Here is a 23,567-nt window from a genome sequence, read left to right as displayed (position 1 = left end):
GACGGACGACAAAGGGAGAGAGCGATGAGCGCAGTGGACCAAGGGGCACCGGGAGCCGAGCGCACACTCGGTCAGCTGGTCGCCTCGGCCACCGCCGAGATGTCCGCCCTGGTGCACGACGAGATCGCGCTCGCCAAGGTGGAGATCCGCCAGGACGTCAAGCGGGCGGGCATCGGCAGCGGCGCCGCGATCGTCGCGGGCGTGCTCGTGCTCTTCTCCCTGCCCGTACTGAGTTTCGCCGCGGCCTACGGGCTCCACGCGGCCGGGCTCGGACTCGCCTGGTGCTTCCTGATCGTCGGCGTCGCGTTCTGGCTGATCGCGGGCCTGCTCGGACTGATCGCCATGGTGAAGTTCAAGAAGGTCAAGCCGCCGACCAAGACCATCGCCTCGGTCAAGGAGACCGCGACGCTCATGGGCACGGTCAAGCCGCACGCCCGCTCGGTCAGTGACCAGGCTGTGGGTGTGGCACGCTCGTCTTCATGACAGCGCCCTCCGCGGACCCCGGCACCCCCGGCACACCTCCCACCGCCGCTTCCGCGGTACGGCTCGCCATCCCCGGCGGGCGCGAGGTGCTCCACCGGGACGTCGCGGCCAACGGGGCCCGGTTCCACGTCGCCGAAGTCGGTGACGGGCCGTTGGTGCTGCTCCTGCACGGTTTCCCGCAGTTCTGGTGGACCTGGCGGCACCAGCTGACCGCCCTCGCCGACGCCGGCTACCGCGCGGTCGCGATGGACCTGCGCGGGGTGGGCGGCAGCGACCGCACCCCGCGCGGCTACGACCCCGCCAACCTGGCGCTCGACATCACCGGGGTCGTACGGTCCCTCGGCGAGCCCGACGCCGCCCTCGTGGGGCACGACCTGGGCGGATACCTCGCCTGGACGGCGGCCGTGATGCGGCCCAAGCTGGTGCGCCGGCTGGTGGTCTCCTCCATGCCGCACCCGCGCCGCTGGCGCTCGGCGATGCTGTCCGATCTCGGGCAGACCCGCGCCAGTTCGCACATCTGGGGGTTCCAGCGGCCCTTCGTGCCGGAGCGTCAGCTCGTCGCCGACGACGGTGCACTCGTCGGGGAACTGATCCGGGACTGGTCCGGGCCCCGACTGCCCGAGGAGGAGGACCTCCAGGTCTACCGACGGGCGATGTGCATCCCCTCCACCGCGCACTGCTCGGTCGAGCCGTACCGCTGGATGATGCGCTCCATGGCCCGGCCCGACGGGCTGCAGTTCAACCGGCGCATGAAGCGGCCGGTGCGGGTGCCGACGCTGCACCTGCACGGTTCGCTGGACCCGGTGATGCGGACCCGCAGTGCGGCGGGGTCCGGGGAGTACGTCGAAGCCCCGTACCGCTGGAGGCTGTTCGACGGGCTGGGGCACTTTCCGCACGAGGAGGACCCGACGGCCTTCTCGACCGAGCTGGTCAACTGGCTGAAGGATCCCGAGCCGGACCGCTGAGCCGGAGTGCCGGGTCGGCGCCACGCCCCGAGTGACTTGTATGACAAGCATTCAATTGCCTGGCGCATAGGCCAATTGGCCGCCCCCGACACGATTACCGACCTTGGGCCCCGGGCACAGCTCGAAGTATGGCTTGGACGCACGACCACGGTGACACCGCACACGAACGCCGCTCGACGAGTACGCCGGGCACGCACAGGGGGCACGGCCAGAGCGGCCACGACCCCCGACTGGGAATTCCGCGCATCCTGCGCCGGCGGGCCCGCTGGGTCTCCGCCCGACTGAGGCACCAGCGCACGTAGACCCGGGTCCGGGTGTCCGGGTGGCCCTCGGGAGACTCCCGAGGGCTCCAGAAGGCGCCGGAGAGCTCTAGAGGGCGCAGCCCTGGCTGTCGACCCGCCGGTCGGACGTCTTCCCGATCCGGATGTCGTCGCGGATCTCGTCCGCCGTCAGGGCGTAACCGGTGTTGGGGTCGTCGAGGGACTTCGCGAAGACGACCCCGTACACCTTGCCCTCGGGCGTCAGCAGCGGGCCGCCGGAGTTGCCCTGGCGGACCGTCGCGTACAGCGAGTAGACGTCCCGTCGGACGGTGCCCCGGTGGTAGATGTCCGGGCCGTTGGCGTTGATCCGGCCGCGCACGCGCGCCGAGCGGATGTCGTACGAGCCGTTCTCAGGGAAGCCGGCGACGATCGCGTCGCTGCCGCTCGCCGCGTCCTTCTCGGTGAACTCCAGCGCGGGCGCCTTCAGCTTCGGCACGTCGATGACGGCGATGTCGCGCTCCCAGTCGTAGAGCACGACCTTGCCGTCGTAGAGCTTGCCCTCGCCGCCGACCTGCACGGTGGGCTCGCCGACCCCGCCGACCACGTGTGCGTTGGTCATCACCTTGCCCGGCGCGAAGACGAAGCCGGTGCCCTCGAGCACCTTGCTGCACGCGGGCGCGGTGCCGACCACCTTCACGATCGAGTGCTTGGCCTGCTCGGCCACGGGGCTGCGCGCGAGCATCGGGTCGGGCGCCTTGACCTCGGTGATCGGCTCGTTGGAGAACGGGCTGAAGACCTGCGGGAAGCCGTTGCGGGCGAGGGTGGAGCTGAAGTCCGAGAACCAGCTGTTGGCCTGCTGGGGAAGGACCCGCGAGACGCCGAGGAGCACCTTGGAGTTGCGGACTTCCTTGCCCAGTGTGGGAAGTGACGTACCGGCGAGCGCGGAGCCGATCAGCCACGCCACCAGCAGCATCGCGACCACATTGACCAGGGCGCCGCCCGTCGCGTCGAGCGCGCGGGCCGGTGACCAGGTGATGTGGCGCCGGAGCCTGTTGCCCAGGTGCGTGGTCAGCGCCTGGCCGATCGAGGCACAGATGATGATCACGACCACGGCGATCACGACGACCGTGGTGGACACCTGGGTGCCGTTGTCGGTGACCCGGTCCCAGATCAGGGGCAGCAGGGACACGGCGAGGAGACCACCGCCCAAGAAGCCGATCACCGACAGGATGCCGACGACGAACCCCTGGCGGTAGCCCACGATCGCGAACCATACGGCGGCGAGCAGCAACAAGATGTCCAGCACGTTCACGTGGGCCACCGTCTCATGCGCTCCAGTCGAGCGGGACTTCCCGGGACCGGTCCCAGGGAAGCTCCCAGCCCGCGAAGTGCAGGATCCGGTCGATCACTCCGGCGGTGAAACCCCAGACCAGAGCCGATTCGACGGTGAAAGCCGGGCCCTGGAAGCCGCCGGGATGCACGACGGTGACCCGGTGCGCCGGATCCGTGAGATCGGCCACGGGAACCGTGAAGACGCGGGCGGTCTCGGCCGGGTCCACGACGCCGACCGGGCTCGGTGCCCGCCACCAGCCCAGCACCGGGGTCACCACGAACTCGCTGACCGGGATGTAGAGCCGGGGCAGCACCCCGAAGAGCTGGACCCCCGCCGGGTCGAGGCCGGTCTCCTCCTCCGCCTCGCGCAGGGCGGCGCGCAGCGGGCCGGTGGTGTGCGGATCGCCGTCCTCGGGGTCCAGGGCGCCGCCGGGGAACGAGGGCTGGCCGGGGTGCGAGCGCAGGCTTCCGGCGCGCTCCATGAGCAGCAGCTCGGGGCCGCGGGGGCCTTCGCCGAAGAGGATCAGCACGGCCGACTGGCGGCCGCGGCCGTCCTCCGGGGGCAGGAACCGGCTCAGCTGGGTCGGCCGGACCGTGCGGGCCGCCGTCACGACGGGGTCGAGCCAGGCGGGCAGGCCTTGGGTGCGCAGCGCCGTGCTGCCGCGGCCCTGGGCCTCGTACGGAGCCTCGCGCGGGCTCTCGTACGAGGCCTCGCGCGGGCCCTGGCCCTGCCTCGGGGGCGTGGCGGCCTCCGTCACGCTCTCGTCCCGCGTACCGCGCGTCATGGGCACCCCTGTCCGTGTTCCCCCGCACACCGCCAAACGCGGCGCGGGTAGCGATTCGTTCCTTGCGGGTGCGGCTCCGCTGCCGGGGCTCCGCCCCGGACCCCGCGCCTCAAACTCCCCCAGCTACCGCTGGGAGGTGCCCCCGGGCGGGGCTGGATTTGGCGGGATTTGCCGGGGTCAGCCGCCCAGTGGCGGGGCCGGGAGGCCCGGGTAGTCCGGCGGGGGGCTCAGGCGCTGGCCCGGCTGGCCGCCCTTCTCGTACTTCAGGAGCTTCGCCGCCTTCTCGGGGTCGGTCTCGCCCTCCCCGTAGGCGGGGCAGAGCGGGGCGATCGGGCAAGCGCCGCAGGCGGGCTTGCGGGAGTGGCAGATCCGGCGGCCGTGGAAGACGACGCGGTGCGAGAGCATCGTCCACTCGCTCTTGGGGAAGATCGCGCAGATCTCCGCCTCGACCTTCTCCGGATCCTCCTGCTCGGTCCACTTCCAGCGCCGCACGAGGCGGCCGAAGTGGGTGTCGACGGTGATTCCGGGGACTCCGAACACATTGCCGAGGACGACGTTGGCCGTCTTGCGGCCGACGCCGGGGAGGGTCACCAGGTCCTCGATGCGGTTCGGGACCTCGCCGCCGAAGTTGTCGCGCAGGGCCTGGGAGAGGCCGAGGAGGGACTTGGTCTTCGCCCGGAAGAACCCGGTCGGGCGGATCAGCTCCTCCATCGCCTCGGGATCGGCCGCGGCCATGTCCTCGGGGGTCGGGTAGGCGGCGAACAGGGCCGGGGTCGTCTGGTTCACGCGCAGGTCGGTGGTCTGCGCGGACAGGACGGTGGCGACCAGCAACTCGAAGGGGTTGCGGAAGTCGAGCTCCGGATGGGCGTAGGGGTAGACCTCCGCCAGTTCGCGGTTGATCCTGCGCGCCCGCCGCACCATCGCCAGGTGGCTCTCCGGCTTCGCCCCGGCCTTCCCGGCCTTCTTGACCTTGCTCTCTGCCATCCCCGAAGGCTACGCCGGACAGTGCGCCGCCCGTGGCCGGACGTGACCTTGCCCCCGGAACGGGTTTCTTGGCCGAAACTTTGCCTTGGGGTGCGGGTGACGGCACCGGAAGGGCCTCCGGCGGGGCTTGTTCGCCCACGGCTGAATTTGGGCTCCCCGTCACTCCCCCGGAGCCCTTGGCCTGTGCTCCCACCGGCCTGTTGGACACCCGGCGGGGTCGGGGCCGAGCACCCGCGGCCGCCCCGGACCTCAGGTAACACCACCCCGATCGGCCTCTCGCCGCACAGCACACCCGTACGTCCGGCATCCTTGTGATGAACGTGATTGATCGCACTGTTTGAGCCGTCCGGCAAAATAGGGGAGCGATCCCCTGGCCGGTCGACATAGGAGAGAGACTCGTGGACGACGTACTGCGGCGTGCCCCGCTCTTCGCGGCGCTCGATGACGAGCAGGCCGCGGAGCTCCGCGCCTCCATGGGCGAGGTGTCCCTCGCGCGCGGTGACGCACTGTTCCACGAAGGCGACCCAGGCGACCGGCTCTACGTCGTCACCGAGGGCAAGGTGAAGCTCCACCGCACCTCCCCCGACGGCCGCGAGAACATGCTGGCCGTCCTCGGCCCCGGCGAGCTGATCGGCGAACTGTCGCTCTTCGACCCGGGCCCGCGCACCGCCACGGCGACCGCGCTGACCGAGGTCAAGCTCCTGGGCCTCGGCCACGGAGACCTCCAGCCGTGGCTGAACGCCCGGCCCGAGGTCGCGACCGCGCTGCTGCGCGCGGTGGCCCGGCGCCTGCGCAAGACCAACGACCAGATGTCCGACCTCGTCTTCTCGGACGTCCCGGGCCGTGTCGCCCGCGCGCTCCTCGACCTGTCGCGCCGCTTCGGCGTGCAGTCGGAAGAGGGCATCCACGTGGTGCACGACCTCACGCAGGAGGAGCTGGCCCAGCTCGTCGGCGCGTCGCGCGAGACCGTGAACAAGGCCCTGGCCGACTTCGCGGGCCGCGGATGGCTCCGCCTGGAGGCGCGCGCGGTGATCCTGCTGGACGTCGAGCGACTGGCGAAGCGGTCTCGCTGACGCTGGTCTCAGCCGGTTGAGGGGTCCTGCCCATTGGGCGGGGCCCCTTTGGCGTGCCCGGTGCTGCGCCGTTGGGGGGGCTCTGCCCCCGCGCCCCCGCGCCTCAAACGCCGGCGGGGCTGGATGTGGGCACAGTGGGGCCATGGAGCACAGAGGGCTGGACGCGTACGGGTACTTCGAGCGTGAGGGGTCGCTCGGGCAGGTGCAGGTGGAGTTCAGGGGGCTCGTGGCTGCCGCGCGGGAGCGGATCGCGGAGGCCTACGGGCACCGGCTGCACAGCGCGTACCTGTACGGGTCCGTCCCGCGCGGGACGGCGCGGCCCGGGTGGTCCGACCTCGACCTGCTGATCGCCCTGCACCACGAGCCCTCCGGCGAGGACCGGGACACCGCCGAGGTCCTGGCTCGCGGGCTCGACGAGGACTTCGCGGAGATCGACGGGGTCGGCCTCCTGCTCCACAGCAAGGACCAGGTGCTCAGCGAGGCGGAACGATTCGACTTCGGCTGGTTCGTCGCCTGCCTGTGCACCCCGCTGCTCGGCGCGGACCTGGCCGAGCACCTGCCCCGCTACCGCCCCGACAGCCTGCTGGCCCGCGAGACCAACGGCGACCTGGCCGATCTGCTGCCTGCCTGGCGGGCCAAGGCGCAGTCCGCGTCCACCCCGGAGGAGTACCGGAAGCTGAGCCGGCTCTTCTCGCGACGCCTGGTGCGCACCGGGTTCACGCTGGTCATGCCGCGGTGGGGCGGCTGGACCAGCGACCTCGTGGAGTCGGCGGAGGTCTTCGGCCAGTACTACCCCGAGCGCGCCGCGCAGATGCGGGCCGCGGCCTCGGCCGCGCTGGACCCGGTCGAGGATCCGGCCGTGCTGCGCGGGTACGTGGAGGACCTGGGCCCGTGGCTCGCGGACGAGTACACGGCCCGGCACGGGACGAAGACGCCCCGGCCGCCGCTCTAGAAGTCTTCCGGCCCGCCGGGGATCAGTCCGTGGTCCTGGAGGTACTCGAGCTGCGCCCGGACGGACCATTCCGCCGCCGGCCACAGCGACCGGTCCACGTCCTTGTAGACGTGCTCGACGACCGCCGCGGGAGTGGAGAAGCCGTTCTCGACGGCCGTCTCGATCTGGGCGAGGCGGTGGGCCCGGTGGGCGAGGTAGAACTCCACGGCGCCCTGCGCGTCGTCCAGGACCGGCCCGTGGCCCGGGAGCACCGTGTGGACCCCGTCGTCGACGGTCAGGGAACGCAGCCGGCGCAGGGAGTCGAGGTAGTCGCCCAGGCGCCCGTCGGGGTGGGCCACGACGGTGGTGCCGCGCCCGAGGACCGTGTCCCCGGTCAGGACCGCCCGGTCGGCCGGCAGGTGGAAGCAGAGCGAGTCCGCGGTGTGGCCGGGGGTGGGGACCACCCGCAGTTCCAGGCCGCCGGTGCGGATGACGTCCCCGGCGGCCAGGCCCTCGTCGCCGAGGCGCAGGGCGGGGTCCAGGGCGCGGACCTTCGTACCGGTCAGCTCGGCGAAGCGGGCCGCGCCCTCCGCGTGGTCGGGGTGCCCGTGGGTGAGGAGGGTCAGCGCGACCCGCTGCCCGGCCTGCTCGGCGGCGGCGATGACCGCCCGCAGGTGTACGTCGTCCAGCGGGCCGGGATCGATGACCACGGCCAGGTCGGAGCCGGGCTCCGAGACCAGCCAGGTGTTGGTGCCGTCGAGGGTCATCGCGGAGGCGTTGGGGGCCAGGATGTTCACGGCGCGGGCGGTGGCGGGCCCGGAGACGACCATTCCGCGGGGCTGGCCGGGCAGGGCGGCGGCGTCGGTCATGCGGGTGCTCCTCCAGCCCGTCCCAGTCCCAGTCGGACGCGCTTGGTGAACTCGTCGTGGCCCGGCCAGCTCAGCACCAGCTCGCCGCCCTCGAAGGAGGCCTGGGCCAGGACCGGGGTCAGGTCCTGCGCGGCGGCCGCGGCGAGGGCCCCGGCGGCGCTCGCGTACGGCTCCAGGGAGCGCAGGGTGGAGATGGTGGGCGGCATCATCAGCAGCTCGCCCTTGTCGTACCCGGCGGCGGCGTCGGCGGGCCGGATCCAGACCGTGCGGTCGGCCTCGGTGGAGGCGTTGCGGGTGCGCTGGCCTTCCGGGAGGGCCGCGACGAAGAACCAGGTGTCGTAGCGGCGCGGCTCGAACTCCGGGGTGATCCAGCGGGCCCACGCGCCGAGCAGGTCGGAGCGCAGGACGAGGCCGCGGCGGTCGAGGAACTCGGCGAAGGACAGCTCGCGGGCGACGAGGGCCGCGCGGGCGGCCTCCCAGTCCTCGCCCGTGGTGTCGCCGACGACGGTGTCCGCGGACTCCCCCGCGAGCAGTACCCCGGCCTCTTCGAAGGTCTCGCGGACGGCTCCGCAGACGATGGCCTGGGCGGTGGCGGGGTCGGTGCCCATCCGCTCGGCCCATGCGGCGCGGGTCGGGCCGGCCCAGGCGATGAGGTGGTCCTCGTCGCGGGGGTCCACGCCGCCGCCGGGGTAGGCGTACGCACCTCCGGCGAAGGCCATGGAGGCGCGGCGGCGGAGCATGTGGACGGTGGGGCCGGTGTCGCCGTCGCGCAGCAGCATGACGGTGGCCGCGCGCTTGGGCTCCACCGGGGTGAGGGCGCCGTCGGCGAGCGCGCGGATGCGGTCCGGCCACTCCGGCGGGTACCACTGGCCTCCGGCGGGGGGCCCTTGCTCAGCGTTCTGACCATTCGGCATGGCGGGATGCTACGGGCATCCGGGCCGATGTTCGAGGGTTGCCCTCGCGTGGGGGCCGCTGCGCGGGGCCTTCCCCACCCCGCCCCTTCCCGAAACCGGGGCTCCGCCCCGAACCCCGCGCCTCAAACGCCGGCGAGGCTGGATCTTCTCGCCGGCGTTTGAGCAGGGGTCAGGCTCCGGCGACCAGCTCGACCTGGATCTCGACCTCGACCGGTGCGTCCAGCGGGAGGACCGCCACGCCGACGGCGCTGCGCGCGTGGACGCCGCGGTCGCCGAGGATCTCGCCCAGCAGCTCGCTCGCGCCGTTCAGCACGCCCGGCTGGCCGGTGAAGTCGGGGGCCGAGGCCACGAAGCCGACGACCTTGACGACACGCGCGATCTTGTCGAGGTCGCCGATCACGGACTTCACCGCGGCCAGCGCGTTGAGTGCGCAGATCGCGGCCAGTTCCTTGGCCTGCTCCGCCGAGACCTCGGCGCCCACCTTGCCGGTGACCGGCATGCTGCCCTTGACCATCGGGAGCTGGCCCGCGGTGTAGACGTAGGCGCCCGAGCGGACGGCCGGCTGGTACGTGGCCAGCGGCGGGACGACGTCCGGCAGGGTCAGCCCGAGCTCGGCCAGCCTGGCCTCGGTGGCGCTCATGCCGACTTCTCGCGCTTCAGGTAGGCCACGAGCTGCTCGGGGTTGTTCGGGCCGGGCACGACCTGGACGAGCTCCCAGCCGTCTTCGCCCCAGGTGTCGAGGATCTGCTTGGTGGCGTGGACCAGCAGCGGGACGGTCGCGTATTCGAACTTCTTGGTCATGGAGGCGAGCGTAGTGCCTGCCGCGCGGCGACCGGGCCCCCCGCCCCCACCGTCACGGCGGCGGAGGAATTAGGCTCGGGCCCTGTGAGCAGGCTCCAGGTGGTCAGCGGCAAGGGCGGCACCGGCAAGACCACGGTCGCCGCAGCACTCGCGCTCGCCCTCGCACGCGAGGGCAGGCGGACACTTCTGGTGGAGGTCGAGGGCAGGCAGGGCCTCGCGCAGCTCTTCGGCGCGGAGGCGCTCCCGTACGAGGAGCGGAAGATCGCCGTCGCCTCGGGCGGCGGCGAGGTGTACGCGCTCGCCATCGACGCGGAGCGGGCGCTTCTCGACTACCTCCAGATGTTCTACAAGCTCGGTTCGGCCGGCCGCGCCCTGAAGAAGCTCGGCGCCATCGACTTCGCGACGACCATCGCGCCGGGGCTGCGGGACGTGCTGCTGACCGGCAAGGCCTGCGAGGCGGTGCGGCGCAAGGACAAGGCCGGGCGGTTCGTCTACGACCACGTGGTCATGGACGCTCCGCCGACCGGGCGGATCACCCGCTTCCTGAACGTCAACGACGAGGTGGCGGGCCTGGCCCGGTTCGGGCCGATCCACAACCAGGCGCAGGCCGTCATGAAGGTGCTCAAGTCCCCGGAGACGGCCGTCCACCTGGTCACCCTGCTGGAGGAGATGCCCGTGCAGGAGACCGCCGACGGAATCGCCGAACTCCAGGGCGCGGGGCTGCCCGTGGGGCGGGTCGTCGTCAACATGGTGCGGCCGCACCACCTGGACGAGGGCGCGCTGCGCGCGGCCTCCGGGGAGCGCCGCGCGGACGTGGCCAAGGCGCTGTCCCGGGCCGGTCTGGGCGGGGCCCGGCGCGGCGGGCTGGCCGAGCGGCTGGTGGACCCGCTGCTCGCGCAGGCCGCGGAGCACGCGAGCCGGGTGGAGCTGGAGCGGGCCCAGCGGACGGTACTGGAGGGGTTGCAGGTGGCGACGTACGAACTTCCCCTGCTCGGCACGGGGATGGACCTGGCCGGGCTCTACGGGCTCGCCGCGGAGCTGCGCAAGCAGGTGGGCGAGGAATGAGCGCAACCAGCGGAGCCGCGGGCGCGAGCGTGGGTACGCCGCCGCGGCTGGACGTCGACCGGCTGCTGGACGACCCGCAGACCCGGATCATCGTGTGCTGCGGCTCCGGCGGGGTCGGCAAGACCACGACCGCCGCGGCGCTCGGCGTGCGGGCGGCGGAGCGCGGGCGCAAGGCGGTCGTCCTGACCATCGACCCGGCGCGCAGGCTGGCCCAGTCGATGGGGATCGACTCGCTCGACAACACCCCGCGCCAGGTGAAGGGCGTCCAGGGCCCCGGCGGCGGCGAACTGCACGCCATGATGCTCGACATGAAGCGGACCTTCGACGAGATCGTCGAGGGCCACTCGGATCCCGAGCGGGCGCAGGCCATCCTGGCCAACCCCTTCTACCAGTCCCTGTCGGCCGGGTTCGCGGGCACGCAGGAGTACATGGCGATGGAGAAGCTGGGGCAGCTGCGGGCCAGGGACGACTGGGACCTGATCATCGTGGACACGCCGCCGAGCCGGTCCGCGCTGGACTTCCTGGACGCGCCGGGGCGCCTGGGGTCCTTCCTGGACGGGAAGTTCATCCGGGTGCTGATGGCTCCGGCGAAGGTGGGCGGCCGGGCCGGGATGAAGTTCCTCAATGTCGGCATGTCGATGATGACGGGCACGCTGAGCAAGCTGATGGGTGCCTCGCTGCTGAAGGACGTACAGACCTTCGTGGCCGCCATGGACACCATGTTCGGCGGTTTCCGCACCCGCGCGGACGCCACCTTCCGGCTGCTCCAGGCCCCGGGCACGGCCTTCCTCGTGGTCGCCGCGCCCGAACCGGACGCCCTGCGCGAGGCGGCGTACTTCGTCGAGCGGCTGGCCGCGGAGAAGATGCCGCTGGCCGGGCTCGTACTGAACCGGGTGCACGGCAGTGGCGCCGACCAGCTCTCCGCGGAGCGGGCGTTGGCCGCGGCGGAGAATCTTGAAGAGGCCGGCATTGTCGATCAGGAGTCCGGGAAAGCTGGACTTCGTGACCCCTCCCCCGCCGAGACCGAAGACAGCGTCGAGACGACCGAAGACGGCGTCGACTCGGACGCCGACGTGGACTCGGACGCCGACGTGGACGAGATCACGGCAGGGCTGCTGCGCCTGCACGCGGAGCGCATGCAGGTGATCGCGCGCGAACAGCGCACGCGTGACCGCTTCACCTCGCTGCACCCCGAAGTGGCGGTGTCCGAAGTGGCCGCCCTGCCCGGCGATGTACACGACCTCGCCGGGCTACGGGCCATCGGAGAGCGACTCGCGGCCGGGGTGCCGGCCGGAGCGTAGGCGTCCGTACGCTGCCCCCTGGTCGGGGGCGGTCCGCACGCGGGATGGCTCGGGTGATCTACCCGGCCGCCGCGTAGGCCTCGTACGGAACGTCGATCTCTCCGTCGACATCCATGGTGAGGATGCCCGTACTGCGCTCGTACTCCGTGCGGGCGGTTTCGAGCAGTCGCCGCCACGAGGTGACGGTGGGACGCCGGCGCAACAGCGCACGTCGTTCCCGCTCGGTCATTCCGCCCCACACTCCGAACTCGACACGGTTGTCGAGCGCGTCGGCCAGGCATTCGGTCCGCACCGGACATCCGGTGCACACCGCCTTGGCCCTGTTCTGTGCCGCTCCTTGAACGAATAGTTCATCCGGATCGGTAGTGCGGCAGGCTGCCTGCGCACTCCAGTCGGTAACCCAGCCCATCCCGGCGCCGTCCTCTCCCGAATCGAGGCTCCCCCACGGCGGTAGCGGCATATTCACCGCTGCCAGTTGAGGACGTTACGGAAGGCGGGCACAGTGCAACACCCCCGACGGGCCCAATCTTGAATGGCCCGAACGGACTATGGGTAAGCGGCAGATCACCCGACGGAGTGATCGTGCGACATGCCCGACCATTCCGGCGATTTGGGTGAAATCGGCGGCGCAACGCGATCACAGGGGGCGAGATTCGGACATGCGTCCACCCCATTCGGAAAGGGTGAAAAACAAGCCGAGGGGTTGATGTCCCACCGCACTGCTGTGACAGTTGAGGGCAGCTTAGGCCAAGGCATTCGCGTGTGTCCGGCGAATGAGAACGTAGGCTGCCCTCCATGGGAAAGAAGCGCCCGGGCGGCGGGCTCACGGGACCACAGCAGGCCGCCAAGTTCCTCGGTGTGTCCGTTCTCTCCGGAGTTGTGCTCGCGGGCATCGCGATCCCGGGCGCAGGCGCGCTGGGACTCGCGGCCAAGGGCACGGTCGAAGGGTTCGATGAGATCCCGGCCAATCTCAAGACGCCGCCCCTGAGCCAGCGCACCACGATTCTGGACTCCGAGGGTGGCTTGATCGCCACGGTCTATTCGCGCGACCGGCAGGTGGTCCCCCTCACGGCCATCTCCCCGTACATGCAGAAGGCGATCGTCGCGATCGAGGACTCCCGCTTCTACGAGCACGGAGCCATCGACCTCAAGGGCATCCTGCGCGCGGTCAACCGCAACGCGCAGGAGGGCGGCGCGGCGCAAGGCGCCTCGACGCTGACCCAGCAGTACGTCAAGAACGTCTTCGTCGAAGAGGCGGGCGACGACGAGACGAAGGTCCGCGAGGCCCAGGAGAAGAGCCTCGGGCGAAAGGTCCGCGAGCTCAAGTACTCGATCCAGGTCGAGGAGGAGCTCGGGAAGAAGAAGATCCTCGAGAACTACCTCAACATCACGTACTTCGGGCAGCAGGCGTACGGAATCGAATCCGCCGCCCAGCGCTACTTCAGCAAGCCCGCCAAGGACCTGACCCTGGAGGAGTCGGCGATGCTCGCCGGCATCGTGCAGTCGCCGAGCCGGTTCGACCCGGTCAACGACTCGCAGGAGGCGATGAAGCGCCGCAACGTCGTGCTCCAGCGCATGGCCGACATGAAGGACGTCTCGCAGGCCGAGGCGGACGCGGCGAAGCTGAAGCCGGTCCAGCTCAAGGTGACCAAGCCGAAGAACGGCTGCATCACCGCGGTCAAGGGCGCGGGCTTCTTCTGCGACTACGTGCGCAACTCGTTCCTGGACGACACGGCCTTCGGCAAGACCCGCGAGGAGCGGGCGAAGGTCTGGAACCAGGGCGGCCTGACGGTCCGCACCACCCTGGACCCGCAGTCCCAGGACTCGGTCAACGACTCCATCAAGGACCACGTCGACCAGGACGACAAGGTCGCGACGGCCGTCACCCTCGTCCAGCCCGGCACCGGGCGGGTCCTGGCCATGGGGCAGTCGAAGCCGTACGGCTTCGGCAAGAACGAGACGCAGATCAACTTCTCGGTGGACAAGAAGATGGGCGGCTCGAACTTCGGCTTCCCGACCGGCTCCACCTTCAAGGCGTTCGTCGCGGCCGCCGCCATCGAGGGCGGTCTGCCGCCGACGAAGACGTACCTGTCCCCGCACGACATGGAGTATCCGAGCCCGGTCAAAACCTGCGGCGACAAGCCCTGGGTCAACTCCGACAACCCGCCCGCGCGGGTGGAGAACGAGACCGAGTCCGAGAACGGCCCGTACGGGATGAAGGAGGCGATGGCCAAGTCGGTCAACACCTACTTCGTCGAGATGATCTCCGAGATGGGCCTGTGCCCCGTTACGGAGATGACCTCCAAGCTCGGCGTGATCCCGGCCAACGGCGCCAAGCTCCCCGAGGTCCCGGCCATCGCGCTCGGCAGTGAGGGCATGTCCCCGCTGACCATGGCCAACGCCTACGCCACCTTCGCCAACCGGGGCGTCTACTGCACCCCGGTCGCCATCGAGTCGATCACCGACTCGCACGGCAAGGCCCTGACGGTGCCGAAGTCCAAGTGCGGCCGAGCGATGACCGAGAAGACCGCCGACACCATCAACACGCTGCTGCTCGGCGTGGTCGACTCGGGTACGGGCCAGCAGTCGGGTCTGACCGACCGCCAGAGCGCGGGCAAGACCGGTACCACCGACAGCCGATACAACGCCTGGTTCGTCGGCTACACGCCGAACATGGCCGGCGCGACCTGGGTCGGCTCGGGCGGCGCCAAGCAGGTGTCGATGGAGAACATCACCATCGGCGGCCAGTACTACGACAAGGTCTTCGGCGGCGGGCTGCCCGGCCCGATCTGGAAGCAGGCGGTCTCGGGCGCGCTCTCGGGCCGCGAGGCTCCGACCTTCACCACGGTGTCCATCGCCGACACCCCGAGCCCGGCGGCCGGCGGCAAGCCCAGCACGGGCAAGCCCAACAAGCCCGGCAAGCCGGGCCGCGACGGCAAGCCCGGTGACGGGCAGCCCGGCGGACAGCAGACGGTCGCCGGGGGCACGACGACCGGCGCCACGGGCGGTGACGCGGGCGGGACGAATCCGTTCCCCGGGATCAGCATCCCGCCGGGCATCATCGGCGGCCGCGGGCAGTAGGAGTAGACGCACAAGAGGGCGGGGCCCCACCGGATCCGGTGGGGCCCCGCCCTCTTGCCGGCTTACTTGCTCCGGCTTGCCAGCTCTAGGAGAGGTGCTTCTTGACGGCGGCGGCGACGCGCCCGCCGTCCGCCAGCCCGGCGACCTTCGGGTTCACGATCTTCATGACGGCGCCCATCGCCCGCGGGCCCTCTGCTCCGGCCGCCTTGGCCTCTTCGACGGCCTGCGCCACGATCGCGCCGAGCTCGTCGTCGCCGAGCTGCTTGGGGAGGTAGGTGTCGAGGAACTCGCCCTCGGCGGTCTCGCGCGCGGCCTGCTCGGGACGGCCACCCTGCGCGAAGGCGTCCGCGGCCTCGCGGCGCTTCTTCGCCTCCTTGGCGATCACCTTGAGGACTTCCTCGTCGGAGAGCACACGGGCTTCCTTGCCCGCGACCTCCTGGTTGGTGATGGCGGAGAGGGTCAGGCGCAGCGTGGACGAGTGCAGCTCGTTCCGGGCGCGGATGGCGGTGGTGAGGTCTTCCTGGAGCTTGGCCTTGAGCGTGGTCATGCCCCCGAGTCTGCCAGGTGCGGCCCCTTCGGCGCCCGCCGGTTTTCCCGGGACGGCCTTGTCCATGCGCTCCGTGCCCGGCGTCCATGCGCTCCGTGCCCGGCGTCCATGCGCTCCGTGCCCGGCGTCCATGTGCTCCGTGCCCGGTCCGCCCGCCCTCCGGGTCTGCGAACATGTGCACATGCGTGCGCGTTACGGAGTACCTCTGAAGGTCACCGCCGGGATCGCCGCGGCGGGGGCCGCCGGTCTGGCCTATGCCGCCGGCTTCGAAGCCCGGTCCTTCCGCCTGCGCCGGGTCACGGTCCCCGTGCTCCCGCAGGGGATGCGCCCGCTGCGGATCCTGCAGGTCTCGGACATCCACATGGTCGGCGGGCAGCGCAAGAAGCGCGCGTGGCTGCAGTCCCTGGCCGGCCTGCGGCCCGACCTCGTCGTGAACACGGGCGACAACCTCTCCGACACGGAGGGCGTGCCGGAGGTGCTCGACGCGCTCGGCCCGCTGATGGACTTCCCCGGCGTGTACGTCTTCGGGTCGAACGACTACTACGGCCCCCGGCTGCGCAATCCCGGACGCTACCTGCTGGAGAAGACGCAGGGACGGCACGGGCTGAACGGCAACGCGCCGGTCGTCGGCGCCGTCCACAACCCGTGGGAGGGCCTGCGGGACGCCTTCGACGCGGCCGGCTGGCTCAACCTCACCAACACCCGGGGCCGCCTCAAGCTCGACGGGCTGGAGCTGGCCTTCACCGGCCTGGACGACCCGCACATCAAGCGCGACCGGTACGAGCGGGTCGCGGGCGGGCCGGAGGCGGACGCCGACTTCTCGCTGGCGGTGGTCCACGCCCCGTACCTGCGCGTCCTCGAAGCCTTCACCGCCGACCGGTACCCGCTGATACTGGCCGGCCACACGCACGGCGGGCAGCTGTGCATCCCCTTCTACGGGGCCCTCGTCACCAACTGCGACCTGGACACGAAGCGGGTCAAGGGCCTCTCCACCCACGAGGCGGAGGGGCACCGCTCCTACCTCCACGTATCGGCGGGCTGCGGCACCAACCGCTTCACCCCGGTGCGGTTCGCGTGCCCGCCCGAGGCGACACTGCTCACGCTGACCCCGAAGGCGTAACGGCGGCCAGTACGTTGGTCGGATGACCACACCAGCCGCCCTCCGCCTCCCCACCGCCGCCTTCCGGGCGCTGATCGCGGCCGCGGCCCTCACCGGCCTCGTCATCGAGTGCGCGTACGGCAGCGTGCCCGTCGTCCTGAGCTTCTTCACCATCTGGACGAACATCCTGGTCGCGGTCGTCTTCACCCTCTCGGCCGTCCGCACCTACCGGGGGCTCCCGGACGTGGACCCCCTCTGGCGGGGCGGGGTCCTCCTCTTCATCCTGGTCACCGGGCTGGTCTTCCACCTGGTCCTGGCCAACCCGTCCAGCCCCTTCAACGTGGTCGAGGACCTGGACAAGCTGACCGGAGCGAAGGCCGTCTCCAACCAGCTCCTCCACACGGTCACCCCCGTCGGGGCCGTCCTGGACTTCCTCTTCCTGACCGCCCCGCGCCGCCTGCGCCCGCGCCACGCCGCGCAGTGGCTGGCGTACCCACTGGCCTACGTGGTCTTCGCGCTGATCCGGGGCGCCCTCCTCTCCCCAGGCGCCCCGGCCCGGTACACGTACCCCTTCATCGACGTGGCCCAGTACGGCTACGCCCGGGTCGCCGTGAACTCCCTGGTCCTCGGTCTCGCCTTCTACGCCCTCGGCCTCGCCCTGGTGGCGGCGGACCGCTACCGCCCGCCGCGCGAAAACCGGATTTCGTCTCCGGCCTAGGGTCCGCTAAAGTAATCGATGTCGCCAGGGCAGCAAGCGCTGCAAGGGTGGACATCGGGGTGTAGCGCAGCTTGGCAGCGCGCTTCGTTCGGGACGAAGAGGTCGTGGGTTCAAATCCCGCCACCCCGACGCTGAAGTACCAGGTCAGGCCACCTACTGATTCAGTAGGTGGCCTGACCCGTTTCGGTGAGTGACTAACTGAGTGACTACGCCCTCAGGCCGATCTTGAAGATGCCATCCATGGCGACCGCGCCCGTCTAAATCGCAGGGTGGATCCGCTTCCGGTAGACCCCCTCCGTTCCGCGACGCAGCCAGTACAGCTCTCTGAGCGGCGTCATTGGAGTCCCGGAGGGGTGTCTCTGGCCAGTCAAGGCGACGTTTTCTTGGACACCCGCTCTTGTACAGACAGAAGGTCATGCGCAGATCATCTGGCAGACGCCGGGATCCGCGGTGTGGTCATCCCGCAGACCCCGGCGCTCTCATCTCATCCGGTCGTCACTCAAAGCTGGCTGTCATACGTCAGCACTCAACCGGTGACGCTGCCCCCTCGCTTCAGACGTCCGCCCAAGCGAATGGCGGATCGTTCCTCGCGTCGTAGACCCTGATCACCTCGTCCACGAACCCGTCGAACGTCACCACCTCGTCTGGTGTTGGACGCCTCCCGAACGGCGGCTTGGGACGATCGACGTCATAGAAGTCCACCTTCCCCCGCTCAGGCCCCGAGTGCTCGTACAACGCGATGTAGAACTTCTCGAAGAGGTCCGCTGGCGCGTTGACCTGAGTCCGTCCCGCGCGGTTGCGAAAGTAGCGAACAGCCGCTCCGAAGGATGACGGGTCGTTCTTGTCTCCACAGTCGTCGGCGGCGTCGTAGGGGAGGAAGAGGACTCCGATCATGACTGCGTACGGCTGTCGCTCGTGGTAGTCCATAGCCTCGGAGCGAAGCTCGTTGTCGTTCCGGCTGTAGTTCTTGGTGTACCGCTTCGTCTTCGCGTCACGCTGGTGAATGTGTTTGAGAGAGACACCCAGTCCAAGGCCAAGCTCGGGAGTGGAGTAGTTCACATCCAGCTTCTTGAACCCCTTGGCGGTCCGGGCCCGCGACTCCTGTCCGGTCCCGTCGGCATGGGGCAGGATGCCAACGAACGTGGCCCTCAGGCGGTTGGCGAAGAGCAGTGCAAGCTTGTTGGCGAACTGTGTCGCGTACTTGGTGCGGGTGCCCTGTGCCGCGTCCTCTGCTGGACGCGGCACAGCATCCAATATGTCCGCGAAGGTTGTGAACTCTGCCGTCATGCCCTTGCCCCTCCTGATGGGATGTGGACACGACCTTATAGACGCAGTCTGACAACCCCTCACGTCCATGCGTCCCCGGGCAGGCCAACCCTCTTGCGGGGACGCCATGCGGCCCGGCTGCCGAACGTGACAGCCGGGCAGGAGACGGGATCCCCCGCCCCTGCCCGGCTGTCTTTGTGCTCAGGCTGCGTTGGTCAGGGAACGCCCGTTACCGACCGAGCTCGGCCCGTCCGTACTGAGGCCGCGCTCAGGGTCCATCCACTCAACGTGCTGCTTCATGTCGACGAGGAAGTCCTCATCGAACTTCAGCTTTGCCTTCTGAGTGCGTGAGTAGAACCCAGCGGCGGCGCGGTGGCTAAGCGGCGTGAGGCCGTTGCGCTCAACCAGATCCATGAGGTGTGTGTACGGACGATGCTGGGGCCACATGGTGGCGTAGGAGCGCCACCTCTTGCCCTTGCTGCCCCAGGCGGCCGTAGGCCACCGAGCGCTGTCCGACAGTCTGTCGGCTTCGGATTCGTCGTACTCGTCTGGGTTCAGCAGTCGCTCGCCTAGCCACTGCGAGACGCCGACCGTGACCGCGTTACCGACCAGCTTCCAGCGGTCACGCCCGCTCTTCTTGTCAGCCGTCGCGTCGGTCAAGGTCCAGTCCCTGTCGAAGCCCTGTAGCTGCTCGACGTCCGTGATCGAAGGCGTCACGATCCGGTGTCCAGCGGGATTCCCGGGAACCCAGATCCCTGGCGGTGACGGAATACTCAGGGCCGAACCGCCCTTGACCGTCGGAACTGCATCCCGTGCCCAGCCCAGGCCACGGAGGCCCTCGGTCCAATAAAATCCGTGCGTATCCTTGGCGCGGTTGCTCTCATCCGGTTCGCCGGCGTCCTCAGCAAGGAGAACAGCACGCGGATCTTCGGTGAGGCTGGCAACGAAGAGGACGCGCTGGCGGCGCTGCGGCACACCGGTGAATCGCGAGTCGACGAGTCGGTACGCCCAGGAGTAACCAAGCGCTTCAAGCTCCTGCACGAGGTGGAGCATCGCTTTGCCCTTGTCGAGCACCAGCATGTTCCGCACGTTCTCAAGGACGAGCCACCGCGGGTGATGCTTCTGGAGGAGCCGGAAGACGTGGGAAACGAGGCCAGACTGTTCGCCCTCGATGCCAGCCGTACGGCCGGCCTGCGAGAGGTCCTGGCAGGGAAAACCTGCGGTGACGACGTCCACGTCACCAGGTAGGGCCTTGAGGTGCTGTACGTCAGGCTCAAGCGGGATGTCGGGGAACTGTTTGGTGAGAACGGCCTGGGCAGGTGCCCACACCTCACAGAGCATGGCCGTTTCGAGCCCAGCCCGCTTAAGGCCGAGCTCAAGCCCGCCGATGCCCGCGAACAGACCCGCGACTCGGAGGGGCCTTTGGCTCATGTCTTTCTGACTGCTCACGGCGAGATCCTGTCATATAGGTCCGTCACAGCTGGTCCGTACGCATCGGCTCTGCAATCACAGTGCCGTCTCTACAGGCCACCCGCCTGGCGCAGGCTCAGCGAACGAGAGCGGCATCACATCGAAGACATCGCCCGCTGGCCTGACGCGGCAGCAGCCGGTCGGGCACCTACTGGCGCAGTAGGTGCCCGACCCATTTCTGTACGTAGTCATCGGGGTGGCTAGGGCCTCGGGTCGATCTTGAAGATGCCGTCCATGGCGACCGCTCCCGTCTGGATTACGGGACGGATCTGCTTCCGGTAGACCGCCTCGGTGACGGCCGTCCCGGAGTGGCCGACGAGCCGGGAGATCTCTTCGAGCGGGACCCCGTTGTCGGAGAGCAGCGAGACGAAGCTGTGCCGGAGCTCCCGCGGGGTCCACTCCTTCGCGTCGACTCCCTCGGCGCCGGTGATCGCCTGCCGGAAGGCGCGCCGGACGTTGGTGGAGTCCAGCTCATTCCCCGTCGCGGAGGAGAAGACGAGCCCGTTCTCCGTCCACTGATCACCGGCGGCGAGCCGGTCCCATCCCTGCTCTTCGAACTGCTGCCAGAGCGCGTCCACGCATCGCGCCGGCAGAGCGAGCGTCCGGCGCGACTTCTTGGTCTTGGTGTCCCCGGTGGAGCGGACCGACCGCCATACCGCGATGTGCGGCGGTACGGGCAGTACCGAGGTGGGGTCCCCCTTCAGGAAGACGTGATCCCAGGTGAGCGCCCGCATCTCCTCGGTCCGGGCACCGGTGAGGAGGGCCACCACGATGTACGCGTACGCGGACGTCCCCGCAGCCGCCTTGAGCACCGCTTCGGCCTCGGCCAGCCTGAGCGCCTTCGACGGACGGCCCGGCTGGCCGGTCGGGATGGCGCACAGCTCCACGATGTTCCGCTTCACCTTGTCCCGCACCATGGCGCGCTTAACGGCTCGGTTCAGGCACGAGTGCACCGCCTGAAGCGTCCGTGTGCTGAGCGTCTTGGCCTTCTCTGCCAGCCACTTGTCTACGTCCTCCCCACTCAGCTCACGCAGCTTTCTGGCTCCGAGGGCAGGGATGACGTGGTTCCGGCTGAGGGACGTGGCGGTGTTCACGGTGCGTGCGTCGCGTCCGGCCAACCCGTACATCAGCCAGTCGTTCACCGCGTCGGCCACTGTGTAGTTGGTGGGAGCGATGGCGAGGCCGTCCTCGTGGTCCCGCAGAACCTCCTTCAGCTTGTTCTTGGCTTCGGTCTTGGTCTGGCCACTCCCCCGACGCACGATGCGCTTGCCGCTTGCGTCGAAGCCAAGCTGCGCAGTGGCGATCCAACGCTGACGACGCTCATCCCAGTGGAGACCGCCGTCCCCTCGGCTACGCCTCTTCGTCACGGTCGAGCCACCGCTTCGCGCTCCAGAAGATCGACATATTCGGTGATCGCCGACGCGGGAACGAGCCGGGCGCGGCCCTGCGTGACGGTCCGGAGGCGTCCCGAACGAATCAGCTCGTAGACGACCGTCCGACTCAATCCCAACAGTCCAGTCGCATCAGCGACTCGATAGAGAACCGGCTGGTGCACCATCATGGTCATCGCTCCCCCTCATACTCTTCGGGCAGGTCCGCCAGCGCTTCACGGGCGGTCTCGCGGTTGTGCTGGATGTCGCGGCGGATGTTGGCGGCGAGCCAGGACTCACCGGAGGTGGAGCCGTGGCCGGCGTAGGACCAGTGGGCGATGACGAGGAGGGTGGCCTCCGGGTTGTCATCGGGGTCGGACAGGCCAAGTGAGGCGCGCTGCTGGGCCGCGCGGTAGTCGGCACGGACCTGACGCAAGGCGCCGAGGGTGGTCGAGTAGCGGCGGGACTTGGTGGAGAAGTGCCCGCGGAAGCCGAGCATGTGAGCCCAGGCCCGCAGACGCCGGTCCGGGTAGGCCCGGTCGAGGTCCATGCAGGCTTCCATGAGCCGCCGGGGGTGATCGGGCACGCCGAGGAGGAGTAGGGCTTCCTTGTTGCCCACGGGGTGGTCCACGGTCCCGGTGGTCTCAGCGGCTTTGGTGGCGTACTTGGCGACGTAGGAGGCGACCGCTTGTTCCGTCAGGTCCTCCCCATTACCGAAGGCGCCGATGGGCTGGACGTCGATCTGCTCGCCCCACTGGAGCACCCAGTCCTTCTCGAACCCGTGCTCTAGGTAGGCGGGTACGACGACGCGGACGCGGGCGGCGGCAGCCCGGATGGCGTCGGTGAGTAGGTCGAGGGTGGCCCACATAGGAGGCGGGCTGTCGGGCCCGTCCGGTCCATCGAAGCGGACCACGGCGTGGAAGTGGACGGCGCCGCGCTTTTGGTACTCGGCGACCTTGCCAAAGGAGACGCGGGACTGTTCGCGGGCGGCTTTCTGGGTGAGGCCGGCGTGGGCGGCGATCTCCCGGCGGAGGTAGATCGTGAAGTAGCGCCACAGCTCGGAGGCGTGGTTGTTCCACAGCACAGCGCCCGCGTAGTCGTACGTGGTCGGATCGAGCGGGGTGCCCAGCTCCCCGGCGTCCTCGGGGTGCCGGACGCCACACCGGCAGGGCCGGGTACCGGGGCGGTTGTGGACCGGGCCGAACGACGGGGCGGTCAGGGTGGCGAAGACGCGGGGGTGATCGCGGATCGTTTCGGGGGTGCCTTTGGCGGGGTCGCCAACCAGCCCGGCGCGGATCAGGTGGTAGGTGTCGCCGGCGTAGGTCCAGGCGCAGGCGGGGCAGCGGGAGGCGCGGCGATTACCGCAGGCGACCCGGAGGACGCCGCCGGGTTCGGTGTCGGTGTTGTAGGCGTGGATCACGGTCCGGGTGGCCGGGTCGAGGAGCTTGGTCCCGCCGGAGAGACGGATCGGGGCGGCGCATCCTCCGGTGCGGCGGATCTGTTCGTGGAGGCGGTCGAAGCCGGGGGCCCCGGCCACTCGGAGCAGATCGCTCAGGGTGGCTGGGTCCAGGCCCGCCAGGGTGGCGGCGTCAGTCACGCGGCTACCTCCAGCAGGGAGGCGTACAGCGCGCTACCGATGTACTTCGTGTAGGCCGGCGGGATGCACTCGCGGATGCCGTCCCGGCTCATCCAGGGCACGTGCATGTCGTTGCGGGCGTCCTGGACGCCAGAGAAGTTGCCGACGTAGTGGGCAAAGTGCCCTTCGGCTCGGGGGCGCCCCATCTTGGTCAGCGGCGCGGTGTGCGGCTGGTGCAGGGGCGGTGCGAGCGTGAAGCCGCCTCCTGTCTCGAAGAGCCTGTGGCGGTAGGTGCGCATCCCAAAGGTGGCGGCGCACAGCGTGACCGGGGAGTGCAGTTCGGCGACTGCCTCTTCGACGTTCTCGATCACCCAAGGGCGGCCCGTGGCTTCGAGTGCCTCACGGATGGGACCGATCAGATCGGGGTGTTCGCGGTTCTGGATGCGCTGGGCGAGGGAGTACCGCTGGCAGGGCGGTGACGCGTGGATGAAGTCAAAGTCAGCCCCGTGCTCGCGGACGACGCTGACGGCATCGGCCTGAACGAACCGGAACGGGTACCGGGGCTGCGGGGAGAGGTCGACACCGACGACATCGAACCCGGCGAGGCGGTAGCCCATGCTCGCTCCGCCCTGGCAGCAGAACAGGTCCAGGACCCTCAGCCCGTTCCAGAGCATCGT

24 protein-coding genes and 1 tRNA gene are annotated in these 23,567 nt (G+C 69.9%); 10 read left to right on the top strand and 15 right to left on the bottom strand.

What is annotated here, in order from left to right; genetic code table 11:
• Positions 1 to 24 precede the first annotated feature (24 nt).
• Both OG490_RS20700 and OG490_RS20695 read left to right on the top strand, forming a co-directional pair.
• Positions 25 to 483: a phage holin family protein gene (locus OG490_RS20700; protein WP_330297789.1), complete on the top strand. Its 459-nt coding sequence runs from the start codon at positions 25 to 27 to the stop codon at positions 481 to 483.
• Positions 480 to 1,448, top strand: a complete 969-nt coding sequence (locus OG490_RS20695; protein WP_330297788.1) for an alpha/beta fold hydrolase — start codon at positions 480 to 482, stop codon at positions 1,446 to 1,448. The genes OG490_RS20700 and OG490_RS20695 overlap by 4 nt, the downstream gene beginning before the upstream one ends.
• A 369-nt stretch (positions 1,449 to 1,817) precedes the next feature.
• On the opposite strand, the gene OG490_RS20690 is transcribed toward OG490_RS20695, so the two are convergent.
• From OG490_RS20690 to nth, 3 genes are all read right to left on the bottom strand, one after another.
• Positions 1,818 to 3,020, bottom strand: a complete 1,203-nt coding sequence (locus tag OG490_RS20690) for a MarP family serine protease (RefSeq protein WP_330297787.1) — start codon at positions 3,018 to 3,020, stop codon at positions 1,818 to 1,820.
• Positions 3,021 to 3,033: 13 nt separating this feature from the next.
• Entirely contained in the window at positions 3,034 to 3,825 is a 792-nt protein-coding gene (locus OG490_RS20685) for an NUDIX hydrolase (RefSeq protein ID WP_330297786.1), read from the bottom strand.
• A gap of 177 nt (positions 3,826 to 4,002) precedes the next feature.
• Positions 4,003 to 4,809 carry an endonuclease III gene (gene nth, locus OG490_RS20680; protein ID WP_330297785.1) on the bottom strand — a complete coding sequence of 269 codons (807 nt, stop codon included), beginning with the start codon at positions 4,807 to 4,809 and terminating at the stop codon, positions 4,003 to 4,005.
• Positions 4,810 to 5,207: 398 nt separating this feature from the next.
• Here nth and OG490_RS20675 point away from each other — a divergent pair, with 398 nt between their 5' ends.
• The gene (locus tag OG490_RS20675; RefSeq protein ID WP_330297784.1) at positions 5,208 to 5,882 is read left to right on the top strand and encodes a Crp/Fnr family transcriptional regulator; all 675 of its coding nucleotides are present in this window, start codon (positions 5,208 to 5,210) and stop codon (positions 5,880 to 5,882) included.
• Positions 5,883 to 6,024: 142 nt separating this feature from the next.
• Complete coding sequence (locus OG490_RS20670; RefSeq protein WP_330297783.1) at positions 6,025 to 6,834, top strand: nucleotidyltransferase domain-containing protein; 810 nt, start codon at positions 6,025 to 6,027, stop codon at positions 6,832 to 6,834.
• On the opposite strand, the gene OG490_RS20665 is transcribed toward OG490_RS20670, so the two are convergent.
• From OG490_RS20665 to OG490_RS20650, 4 genes are all read right to left on the bottom strand, one after another.
• The gene (locus OG490_RS20665) at positions 6,831 to 7,682 is read right to left on the bottom strand and encodes an MBL fold metallo-hydrolase (protein ID WP_330297782.1); all 852 of its coding nucleotides are present in this window, start codon (positions 7,680 to 7,682) and stop codon (positions 6,831 to 6,833) included. The genes OG490_RS20670 and OG490_RS20665 overlap by 4 nt on opposite strands.
• Entirely contained in the window at positions 7,679 to 8,596 is a 918-nt protein-coding gene (locus OG490_RS20660) for an NUDIX hydrolase (RefSeq protein ID WP_330297781.1), read from the bottom strand. Before OG490_RS20660 ends, OG490_RS20665 begins: the two co-directional genes overlap by 4 nt.
• A 169-nt stretch (positions 8,597 to 8,765) precedes the next feature.
• Positions 8,766 to 9,236, bottom strand: a complete 471-nt coding sequence (locus OG490_RS20655; protein ID WP_330297780.1) for a RidA family protein — start codon at positions 9,234 to 9,236, stop codon at positions 8,766 to 8,768.
• Positions 9,233 to 9,397 (bottom strand): DUF4177 domain-containing protein, encoded by a 165-nt coding sequence (locus OG490_RS20650; RefSeq protein ID WP_107089134.1) that lies wholly within the window; start codon positions 9,395 to 9,397, stop codon positions 9,233 to 9,235. The genes OG490_RS20655 and OG490_RS20650 overlap by 4 nt, the downstream gene beginning before the upstream one ends.
• Positions 9,398 to 9,481: 84 nt before the next feature.
• Between OG490_RS20650 and OG490_RS20645 the strand changes: the two genes are divergently transcribed.
• Positions 9,482 to 10,462, top strand: a complete 981-nt coding sequence (locus OG490_RS20645) for an ArsA family ATPase (protein ID WP_330297779.1) — start codon at positions 9,482 to 9,484, stop codon at positions 10,460 to 10,462.
• A complete protein-coding gene (locus OG490_RS20640; RefSeq protein WP_330297778.1) occupies positions 10,459 to 11,763 on the top strand; it encodes an ArsA family ATPase in 1,305 nt (434 codons plus the stop codon). Before OG490_RS20645 ends, OG490_RS20640 begins: the two co-directional genes overlap by 4 nt.
• A gap of 58 nt (positions 11,764 to 11,821) precedes the next feature.
• Here OG490_RS20640 and OG490_RS20635 read toward each other — a convergent pair whose 3' ends face one another.
• Entirely contained in the window at positions 11,822 to 12,172 is a 351-nt protein-coding gene (locus OG490_RS20635; RefSeq protein ID WP_330297777.1) for a WhiB family transcriptional regulator, read from the bottom strand.
• 386 nt (positions 12,173 to 12,558) lie between these two features.
• Between OG490_RS20635 and OG490_RS20630 the strand changes: the two genes are divergently transcribed.
• A complete protein-coding gene (locus OG490_RS20630; protein ID WP_330297776.1) occupies positions 12,559 to 14,844 on the top strand; it encodes a transglycosylase domain-containing protein in 2,286 nt (761 codons plus the stop codon).
• Positions 14,845 to 14,929: 85 nt separating this feature from the next.
• Here the strand turns inward: OG490_RS20630 and OG490_RS20625 are convergent, their stop codons facing one another.
• Positions 14,930 to 15,391 carry a GatB/YqeY domain-containing protein gene (locus tag OG490_RS20625; protein WP_330297775.1) on the bottom strand — a complete coding sequence of 154 codons (462 nt, stop codon included), beginning with the start codon at positions 15,389 to 15,391 and terminating at the stop codon, positions 14,930 to 14,932.
• A gap of 181 nt (positions 15,392 to 15,572) precedes the next feature.
• Between OG490_RS20625 and OG490_RS20620 the strand changes: the two genes are divergently transcribed.
• The 3 genes from OG490_RS20620 to OG490_RS20610 all read left to right on the top strand — a co-directional run bounded on the left by OG490_RS20620 (position 15,573) and on the right by OG490_RS20610 (position 17,337).
• Positions 15,573 to 16,511 carry a metallophosphoesterase gene (locus OG490_RS20620; protein ID WP_330297774.1) on the top strand — a complete coding sequence of 313 codons (939 nt, stop codon included), beginning with the start codon at positions 15,573 to 15,575 and terminating at the stop codon, positions 16,509 to 16,511.
• A 22-nt stretch (positions 16,512 to 16,533) separates the two neighbouring features.
• Positions 16,534 to 17,208, top strand: a complete 675-nt coding sequence (locus OG490_RS20615; RefSeq protein WP_330297773.1) for a Pr6Pr family membrane protein — start codon at positions 16,534 to 16,536, stop codon at positions 17,206 to 17,208.
• Positions 17,209 to 17,263: 55 nt separating this feature from the next.
• A tRNA-Pro gene (locus OG490_RS20610) sits at positions 17,264 to 17,337 on the top strand.
• A gap of 423 nt (positions 17,338 to 17,760) precedes the next feature.
• On the opposite strand, the gene OG490_RS20605 is transcribed toward OG490_RS20610, so the two are convergent.
• The 6 genes from OG490_RS20605 to OG490_RS20580 all read right to left on the bottom strand — a co-directional run bounded on the left by OG490_RS20605 (position 17,761) and on the right by OG490_RS20580 (position 23,564).
• Complete coding sequence (locus OG490_RS20605; RefSeq protein ID WP_330297772.1) at positions 17,761 to 18,495, bottom strand: hypothetical protein; 735 nt, start codon at positions 18,493 to 18,495, stop codon at positions 17,761 to 17,763.
• 180 nt (positions 18,496 to 18,675) lie between these two features.
• Positions 18,676 to 19,923, bottom strand: a complete 1,248-nt coding sequence (locus tag OG490_RS20600; protein WP_330297771.1) for a DNA cytosine methyltransferase — start codon at positions 19,921 to 19,923, stop codon at positions 18,676 to 18,678.
• A 221-nt stretch (positions 19,924 to 20,144) separates the two neighbouring features.
• Entirely contained in the window at positions 20,145 to 21,311 is a 1,167-nt protein-coding gene (locus OG490_RS20595) for a tyrosine-type recombinase/integrase (RefSeq protein WP_330297770.1), read from the bottom strand.
• The gene (locus OG490_RS20590) at positions 21,308 to 21,511 is read right to left on the bottom strand and encodes a helix-turn-helix domain-containing protein (RefSeq protein WP_330297769.1); all 204 of its coding nucleotides are present in this window, start codon (positions 21,509 to 21,511) and stop codon (positions 21,308 to 21,310) included. The genes OG490_RS20595 and OG490_RS20590 overlap by 4 nt, the downstream gene beginning before the upstream one ends.
• Entirely contained in the window at positions 21,508 to 22,911 is a 1,404-nt protein-coding gene (gene repSA, locus OG490_RS20585; RefSeq protein ID WP_330297768.1) for a replication initiator protein RepSA, read from the bottom strand. The genes OG490_RS20590 and repSA overlap by 4 nt, the downstream gene beginning before the upstream one ends.
• Positions 22,908 to 23,564 carry a DNA cytosine methyltransferase gene (locus OG490_RS20580; protein WP_330300991.1) on the bottom strand — a complete coding sequence of 219 codons (657 nt, stop codon included), beginning with the start codon at positions 23,562 to 23,564 and terminating at the stop codon, positions 22,908 to 22,910. Before OG490_RS20580 ends, repSA begins: the two co-directional genes overlap by 4 nt.
• Positions 23,565 to 23,567: the final 3 nt, after the last annotated feature.

The organism is Streptomyces sp. NBC_00503 (assembly GCF_036346895.1).
Lineage (GTDB): Bacteria > Actinomycetota > Actinomycetes > Streptomycetales > Streptomycetaceae > Streptomyces.
This window is presented reverse-complemented; position numbering and strand designations above follow the sequence as displayed.

Excerpts from the sequence above, each read along its gene's own strand:
- OG490_RS20660 (WP_330297781.1), bottom strand. The coding sequence starts at position 8,596 with ATGCCGAATGGTCAGAACGCTGAGCAAGGGCCCCCCGCCGGAGGCCAG.
- nth (WP_330297785.1), bottom strand. The coding sequence starts at position 4,809 with ATGGCAGAGAGCAAGGTCAAGAAGGCCGGGAAGGCCGGGGCGAAGCCG.
- OG490_RS20685 (WP_330297786.1), bottom strand. The coding sequence starts at position 3,825 with ATGACGCGCGGTACGCGGGACGAGAGCGTGACGGAGGCCGCCACGCCC.
- OG490_RS20695 (WP_330297788.1), top strand. The coding sequence starts at position 480 with ATGACAGCGCCCTCCGCGGACCCCGGCACCCCCGGCACACCTCCCACC.
- OG490_RS20665 (WP_330297782.1), bottom strand. The coding sequence starts at position 7,682 with ATGACCGACGCCGCCGCCCTGCCCGGCCAGCCCCGCGGAATGGTCGTC.
- OG490_RS20640 (WP_330297778.1), top strand. The coding sequence starts at position 10,459 with ATGAGCGCAACCAGCGGAGCCGCGGGCGCGAGCGTGGGTACGCCGCCG.
- OG490_RS20650 (WP_107089134.1), bottom strand. The coding sequence starts at position 9,397 with ATGACCAAGAAGTTCGAATACGCGACCGTCCCGCTGCTGGTCCACGCC.
- OG490_RS20630 (WP_330297776.1), top strand. The coding sequence starts at position 12,559 with ATGGGAAAGAAGCGCCCGGGCGGCGGGCTCACGGGACCACAGCAGGCC.
- OG490_RS20615 (WP_330297773.1), top strand. The coding sequence starts at position 16,534 with ATGACCACACCAGCCGCCCTCCGCCTCCCCACCGCCGCCTTCCGGGCG.
- OG490_RS20670 (WP_330297783.1), top strand. The coding sequence starts at position 6,025 with ATGGAGCACAGAGGGCTGGACGCGTACGGGTACTTCGAGCGTGAGGGG.
- OG490_RS20620 (WP_330297774.1), top strand. The coding sequence starts at position 15,573 with ATGCGTGCGCGTTACGGAGTACCTCTGAAGGTCACCGCCGGGATCGCC.
- OG490_RS20700 (WP_330297789.1), top strand. The coding sequence starts at position 25 with ATGAGCGCAGTGGACCAAGGGGCACCGGGAGCCGAGCGCACACTCGGT.
- OG490_RS20605 (WP_330297772.1), bottom strand. The coding sequence starts at position 18,495 with ATGACGGCAGAGTTCACAACCTTCGCGGACATATTGGATGCTGTGCCG.
- OG490_RS20590 (WP_330297769.1), bottom strand. The coding sequence starts at position 21,511 with ATGACCATGATGGTGCACCAGCCGGTTCTCTATCGAGTCGCTGATGCG.
- OG490_RS20580 (WP_330300991.1), bottom strand. The coding sequence starts at position 23,564 with ATGCTCTGGAACGGGCTGAGGGTCCTGGACCTGTTCTGCTGCCAGGGC.
- OG490_RS20625 (WP_330297775.1), bottom strand. The coding sequence starts at position 15,391 with ATGACCACGCTCAAGGCCAAGCTCCAGGAAGACCTCACCACCGCCATC.
- OG490_RS20635 (WP_330297777.1), bottom strand. The coding sequence starts at position 12,172 with ATGGGCTGGGTTACCGACTGGAGTGCGCAGGCAGCCTGCCGCACTACC.
- OG490_RS20655 (WP_330297780.1), bottom strand. The coding sequence starts at position 9,236 with ATGAGCGCCACCGAGGCCAGGCTGGCCGAGCTCGGGCTGACCCTGCCG.